Origin of the sequence: Microbacterium sp. SCN 71-21 (assembly GCF_001725695.1) — a bacterium.
GTDB lineage: Bacteria > Actinomycetota > Actinomycetes > Actinomycetales > Microbacteriaceae > Microbacterium > Microbacterium ginsengisoli.
In genome coordinates, this window is sequence record NZ_MEGA01000037.1 from 44,449 (window position 1) to 51,259 (window position 6,811).

Genomic DNA, 6,811 nt, shown 5'->3' on the forward strand with positions numbered 1-6,811 from the left:
TCCTCTCGTCGGGGGGTCGGGGGGATTCCGGGCAGGGAACGGGGCGCCCCGCGATGCGGGGCGCCCCGGGGTGTGTCATCCGTTGAGGATGCTGTCGATCTGCTGGTCGAGCGCGGTCGCCAGGGTCTTCGCGTCGCCGCCGTTGGCCAGCTGCACGAAGAAGTCCTGCAGGATGCCCTTGGCCTCGACATCCGCCCACTTGGGCGAGGCCGGGGTGAGCTTCGCGTTGGCGGCCGCCGAGGCGATCACCTTCGCGAGCTCGGGCGTGGCCGCGGCGACCTGGCCGCCGAGCGAGGTGCGCGCCGGCACGAGCCCGGCCTTGGCGAGCAGGCCCTGGTAGTCGGTGCCGAGCATGATCTCGAGCGCCTTCTTGGCCAGGTCCTGGTGCTGCGACTTCGCCGCGATGCCGATGTTCGAGCCGCCCGCGAAGACGGGGGCGACACCGCCGCCGGCGCCCGGGAGGGCGAAGTAGCCGGTCGTGTTGGCGAGAGCCGTGGGCGCCTTGTTCTCGTCGGCGACGATCGACCAGTACGCCCAGCTGGGGGCGGAGTAGGTCGCGGCCTTCTCGGTGCGGAAGGGCACCCAGCCGTCGGTCTCGTCGCCGTCCTTGGGGGCGAGCGAGGTCTTCATGAGCTCCTGCACCTGCTGGAGGCCCTTCACCGACGCGTCGCTCTCGAACTGGGCGGTCCACTTGCCGCTCGAGTCCTGCGTGGCGATGTCGCCGCCGTTGGCCCAGATGAACGGCAGCGCGTTGTACCAGTCCTTCCCGGGGAAGTACACGCCCGAGACGCCAGGGAGCTTCTGGGCGAGGGTCTGCGCGTTCGAGATGTACTGATCGAGCGTCGTCGGCACTGACACGCCCGCCTGCTGGTACTGGGCCGTGTTGTAGAACACGACGCGGGCACCGGAGTAGTACGGGGCGGCGTAGAGCGTGCCGTCGTACGTCCCGGCCTCGACGAAGCCGGGGAGCAGGTCGCTGCCGCCCAGCTGGTCCTTGATGTCGTCGAGCGAGGCGAGGGCGCCGCTCGAGGTGAAGGCGGCGGCCTGGGTGTTGCCCATCTCGACGATGTCGGGGGTGTCGTTCGACGACAGGCTCGTGGTGAGCTTGTCGACGAGGCCCGTCCACTGCTGCTGTTCGATGACGAGCGTCGAACCGGGGTTCTGCGCCTCGAACGTCTTCACGAGGTAATCGCGGGCTTCCTGGGGGGTGTCCGTTCCGACGAGCCAGACGCGGATCTGCGCAGGGCCGCTGGAGGTCGACCCGCCGCTGCCGCTGCCGGCGCAGCCGCTGAGCGCGAGGGCCGCGGCGCCGAGGAGGGCGACCGCTCCGAGGGACTTCTTCATGGGTGTCCTTCTGTGTTCTCTCTGGTGTGGTGGGTGGTGGCGACGGATGCCGCCTGCTTCCTGGTCGACCGCCGGCTACGAGACTCCGAGCCGGGCGGTCAGCACCATGACGGCGGCGCCGCGCAGGACGATGTCCGCGCCTTGCGCCGTCATCCGCACCCGCACGCCCTCATGGAAGGGCGCGAGCGTTCGGGTGCGGAGGGCCTCGGCGGTGGCCTGCGCAAGCACACCGCCGAGGAGTTCAGTGGGGCCGGAGAGCACGATCTCCGACAGGTCGAGCACCCCGACGACGGGGGCGAGCGCGATGCCGAGCCGTTCGCCCGCCTCACGCAGCACGGTGTCGCCCGCGGCCGGGTCGGCGGCGATGCGCGCCTCGATCGCGGGCACGGCAAGCCACGCCTCGAGGCAGCCGACCTTGCCGCACGCGCACACGGGGCCGCCGTCGGTGCCGACGGTGACGTGTCCGAGCTCGCCCGCGGCGAAGCGGGCGCCGCGCATGGGCTGGCCCCCCGCGAGCAGTCCCGAGCCGACACCGCGTCCGACCTTGACCAGCAGCACGTCGTCGCCCGCGCCGCCGAACGTGTACTCGGCGAGCACGGCGGCGTTCGCGTCGTTGGCGACGAGCACGGGCAGGTCGAGGGCGGCGTTCAGGGCGCCCTCGAGGTCGAAGCCGGCCCATCCGAGGTTGGGGGCGGTGAGCACGACGCCGCGGTCGTCGACGACGCCCGGGGTGCCGACGCCGACGCCGAGCACGGGGGCGTGGGCCTCGCCGACGAGCTGGCGGGCGAGGTCGATGACGGTGGGGAGCACCTCGGCGGGGTCGGACGGATGCGGCCGCTCGGCGCGCGCGACGATGTCGCCGTCGAGGGTGAGCACCGCACCGAGGAAGACGTCGGCACCGGAGAGGTCGAGGCCGACGATGCGGTGCCCGTCGCGGTGGATGTCGACGAGGATCGCGGGCTTTCCGGGCCGGGAGTCCTCCCGCACGCCCTTCTCGATCATGAGCCCGTCGCCGATGAGCTCGGCGACGAGGTCGGAGATGGTGACGCGGGTGAGGCCGGTCTCCCGCGAGAGGTCGGCCCGGCTCATCGCGCCCTGGTGGTAGAGCGTCTGGAGGACGAGGGATCGATTGTGGGCGCGCGCGTGCTCGGGGAGCACCTTGACGCCCGACCGGAGGGCACGACCGGGGGCGAAGGCGAGAGCACTTGCTCCCTCGTGCCCGGAGGGGCTGCGCGGGACATCCGTCGTCGTCATGTTTGTTAGTACACCTTACGAACAAACTTGACGCAAGCATTTCCTTCCCGCGCCGCCGACGATTAACACAACCGTTACGTGGCCGTGCCGGCGCCACGGTCCTGTGGGGAACGATGCACACGCTCCCGCGCCAGCCCGTAGCCTGACCCGGTCTGGAGGTCAGAGACATGCCCGCTTCCCCCCGCCGCGGCGCCCGCAACGGCGCGGTCGCCGCACTCCTCCTCGTGGTCGCCCTCCTCGCTACCGGGTGCACCGGAGCCGCAGCGCCCGCCTCTTCCGGCACCGCTGTCGACCAGCCCGGCGACGCGGGCCAGTCGACCGCCGAGGCCTGCGCGCTCGTCGCGTCGACGATCGCCGACGTGGGGAGCGGAGTCTCCGAGCAGAGCGACGCGCAGGCCGCGGCATCCGCTCTCGCCGACGCCTCGGCGCGCCTGCGCGACACCCAGCCGCAGATCACGAACGACGCGGTCGCGGCGGCCGTGGTGCCACTCATCGAGCTCTACGCGTCGGTCGGCGACGCCATGACCGCGATGGCCGCCGGAGACGCGAGCAAGCTCGACGACCTCGCCGGACTCTCCGCCGACATGCAGGGCGCGCTCGGGCGGTTCGGCGAGGTCTGCGGCGTGTCCTGACCCCCTGCCCGGTGTGATGCGAATGTGACCTCACCGGGCATTTCCCCTCCAGCCCCACGCGTACCATGGAGGCACGAATCGCAGGGGGTTGCCGATGTCCAACGAGTCCGCGCACACGCCGGAGCCCGAGTACGCCTGGGCGCCAGCCGAGCCGCCGCGTGCGCGCCGTCGCCTGGGCTGGTGGATCGGTGCGCCGGCCGTCGCGCTCGCCGTCGTCGCGGTCGTCGCCGCATCGCTCGTGCTCATCGCTCCGGGCACCGCCGTCGCCGGTGTCACCGTCGGCGGGATGACGCCGGGGTCCGCCGCCGCCGCCATCACCCAGCGACTCGCCGAGACCACGGTCGACATCACGACGTCGGCGGGCACCGTCTCGGTCACCGGTGCCGATCTGGGTGCGACGGTGAACGCCACCGAGATCGCCTCGTCGGTGTTCGAGACCCGCCCGGCATGGAACGTCACCCAGTGGAACGGCACCCCGGTCGCGGTCAACGTGACCGTCGACGCGGCAGCCGTGCACAAGGTGCTCGCGGCCGCGGCCCCCGACCAGAACACCGAGCCGACCGATGCATCGGTCGGCTTCGACAGCGCATCCGGCGCCTACACCGTGACCCCGGCGGTCGCAGGCTCCGGCCTCGACGCGACCGCCGTGACGGCCGCCCTCGTGAGCGCCTTCACCGACGGTCGCTCAGCGACGACGATCTCGGGCCAGCGCGTGCCGCTCAGCCCCGCGGTGACCACGGATGCCGCCACCGCCGTGGCCTCGAACCTCAACCATGTGCTCTCCACGGCCGGCTTCTACGTCGGCGAGGAGCGCACGGTCCCGCTCGACGCCGCGACGGTCGCCTCGTGGCTGACGGTCAGCGACGCGAACGGCGCCCTCACGGTGACCGCCGACCGCACCGGCATCCAGAAGGCCGTCGACGGACTCGCCGCGGCGGTCGACACCGCGCCCGTGAACGCCAAGATCATCACCGACCTCCAGGGCAAGCAGCTGGGCACCGAGAACGACGGCACGAATGGCCGCTCGATCGGCGACACCACCGGCATCGCCGCCGCCTTCGCGTCGCAGCTCGGGTCGGCCACCACATCCCCCGACGCCGGCGTCTACCGTCTCCAGGTCGCCGAGACCGCGTTCCAGACCGAGACGGTGAGCCGCAACATCGACGTCAACCTGACCACCCTCACCACGACGCTCTACGAGAACGGGCAGGTCGTCGCGAGCTACCCGGTCTCCCCCGGCAAGCCGTCCACGCCGACCTCGACGGGCAACTTCCGCATCTACGCGCACATCGCACTGCAGGACATGGGGTGCACGGCGACCTCGACCTATTGCACCAAGAACGTGCCGTGGGTCTCCTACTACAACGGGGACGAGGCGCTGCACGGCGCCTACTGGCACAACGAGTTCGGCATCCGCGGCGTCAGCCACGGCTGCGTGAACATGCGCATCCCCGACGCGAAGTTCGTCTACACCTGGGCGCCGATCGGCACGCAGGTCAGCGTGCACTACTGAGCCCGGGTAGACCCCTGTCACGACGAAGGGGGCGGATGCCGCAGCATCCGCCCCCTTCGTCGTGACGTCTCAGGCGCCCAGGCGCGCCTTGAGGTTCGCGTCGATCGTCGAGAGGAAGTCCTCGGTGGTCTGCCAGGCCTGCTCAGGGCCGACGAGCATCGCGAGGTCCTTGGTCATGGCGCCCGACTCGACCGTGGTGATCACGACGTCCTCGAGGGTGGCCGCGAACTCGATGAGGGGCTGGTTGCCGTCGAGCACGCCACGGTGCTGCAGGCCGCGCGTCCACGCGAAGATCGAGGCGATCGGGTTGGTGGAGGTGGGCTTGCCCTGCTGGTGCTGGCGGTAGTGACGCGTGACGGTGCCGTGCGCGGCCTCCGCCTCGACGATCTTGCCGTCGGGGGTGGTGAGCACGGAGGTCATGAGGCCCAGCGAGCCGAAGCCCTGCGCGACGGTGTCGGACTGCACGTCACCGTCGTAGTTCTTGCACGCCCAGACGTAGCCGCCCTCCCACTTGAGCGAGGAGGCGACCATGTCGTCGATGAGGCGGTGCTCGTAGTGCAGTCCCTCGGCCTCGAACGCCTGCTTGAACTCGGCGTCGTAGACCTCCTGGAACAGGTCCTTGAAGCGGCCGTCGTAGGCCTTCAGGATCGTGTTCTTGGTCGAGAGGTAGACCGGGAACTTGCGCGCGAGACCGTAGTTCAGCGAGGCGCGGGCGAAGTCGCGGATCGACGCGTCGAGGTTGTACTGCACCTGGGCGACGCCGTCGCCGGGCGCCTGGTAGACCTCGAACTTCAGCGGCTCGCTGCCGTCCTCGGGGGTGAACTCGACGGTCAGCGTGCCCTTGCCCGCGAAGCGGAAGTCGGTCGCGCGGTACTGGTCGCCGAAGGCGTGGCGGCCGATGATGATCGGCTTGTTCCAGCCCGGAACGAGACGCGGGATGTTGGAGATGATGATCGGCTCGCGGAAGATCACGCCACCGAGGATGTTGCGGATCGTGCCGTTGGGCGACTTCCACATCTTCTTCAGGCCGAACTCCTCGACGCGGGCCTCGTCGGGGGTGATGGTGGCGCACTTGACGCCCACGCCGTGCTTCTGGATCGCGTGCGCCGCGTCGATCGTGACCTGGTCGTCGGTCGCATCGCGGTGCTCGATGCCGAGGTCGTAGTACTCGAGGTTCACATCGAGGTACGGGTGGATGAGGGAGTCCTTGATGAACTGCCAGATGATGCGGGTCATCTCGTCGCCATCGAGCTCGACGACCGTTCCCTCGACCTTGATCTTCTCCACCGGTGGATCCTCACTTCTCGTGCGCTTCTCAGACCGCGGACCAGCCTATCGCACGGAGAAAGTATCTCGATATCAAGAGAATTCATGGATGCCGCGACCCCCGGTGGCGGCGGCATCCATGGGCTTCTTGTGAGGTTCGCACACAGGCGTTGGGACGCACCCGCACAGGGGCTAGCCTGTGACCATGGCCGACCTCCGTCTGGAAGAGCTCTCCGCCGCCACCATTGTGGCCGTGAACAATCTGTCGCTGAAACCCGGGCAGGAGCAGTTCCTCGCACCGGTGAGCTACGGCATCGCCGCGACCGTCGTGAACCCCACCACCACCTGGCAGCGCGTCGTGCTCGAGGGTGACGATGTGGTCGGTTTCGTGAGCGGCAACTTCGACCCGGACGCCCTCCAGGACCACTTCCGCTCGGTGCTCTGGCGCATCAACGTCGACGCCGACGACCAGGGCAAGGGCATCGGGCGGTTCGCCGTCGACGGCCTGCTCGCCGAGGCGCGCACGCGCGGCTCGAGCCGTCTCACCGTCATCTACGAGCCGGGCGACGGCGGCCCCGAGGCCTTCTTCCGCCGCGTCGGCTTCACCCCCGTGGGCGAGACCGAGTTCGGCGAGACGATCGCCGAGATCTCGCTCTGATCGGGCGGATGCCGCGGCATCCCCCCTTCTCCCCCTCTCCCCCCTCTCTCCCCCTGTCCCGCGTCAAGAAGTTGGCAGGGTTTCTTCGATTTCGAAGTTGGGGATGGTCGGGCTTGCGAGCCCGAGGTGGACGTCGGCGGGCCG

The 6,811-nt window shown here is 70.0% G+C and carries 6 protein-coding genes; 3 read left to right on the forward strand and 3 right to left on the reverse strand.

Going from position 1 to position 6,811, the window contains the following annotated elements:
• Positions 1 to 75: 75 nt before the first annotated feature.
• Entirely contained in the window at positions 76 to 1,344 is a 1,269-nt protein-coding gene (locus ABT08_RS07420; protein WP_056207861.1) for an extracellular solute-binding protein, read from the reverse strand.
• A 75-nt stretch (positions 1,345 to 1,419) separates the two neighbouring features.
• Positions 1,420 to 2,598, reverse strand: coding sequence for an ROK family transcriptional regulator (locus tag ABT08_RS07425; RefSeq protein WP_288114443.1), 1,179 nt, complete (start codon positions 2,596 to 2,598; stop codon positions 1,420 to 1,422).
• Between the two features lie 167 nt (positions 2,599 to 2,765).
• On the opposite strand from ABT08_RS07425, the gene ABT08_RS07430 reads away from it, so the two are divergent.
• Both ABT08_RS07430 and ABT08_RS07435 read left to right on the forward strand, forming a co-directional pair.
• Positions 2,766 to 3,230 (forward strand): hypothetical protein, encoded by a 465-nt coding sequence (locus ABT08_RS07430; RefSeq protein ID WP_288114445.1) that lies wholly within the window; start codon positions 2,766 to 2,768, stop codon positions 3,228 to 3,230.
• Positions 3,231 to 3,324: 94 nt separating this feature from the next.
• The gene (locus ABT08_RS07435; protein ID WP_056518632.1) at positions 3,325 to 4,743 is read left to right on the forward strand and encodes a L,D-transpeptidase family protein; all 1,419 of its coding nucleotides are present in this window, start codon (positions 3,325 to 3,327) and stop codon (positions 4,741 to 4,743) included.
• A gap of 69 nt (positions 4,744 to 4,812) precedes the next feature.
• On the opposite strand, the gene ABT08_RS07440 is transcribed toward ABT08_RS07435, so the two are convergent.
• A complete protein-coding gene (locus ABT08_RS07440) occupies positions 4,813 to 6,030 on the reverse strand; it encodes an NADP-dependent isocitrate dehydrogenase (protein ID WP_045245731.1) in 1,218 nt (405 codons plus the stop codon).
• Between the two features lie 184 nt (positions 6,031 to 6,214).
• Here ABT08_RS07440 and ABT08_RS07445 point away from each other — a divergent pair, with 184 nt between their 5' ends.
• A complete protein-coding gene (locus ABT08_RS07445; protein WP_056207851.1) occupies positions 6,215 to 6,667 on the forward strand; it encodes a GNAT family N-acetyltransferase in 453 nt (150 codons plus the stop codon).
• Positions 6,668 to 6,811 lie beyond the last annotated feature (144 nt).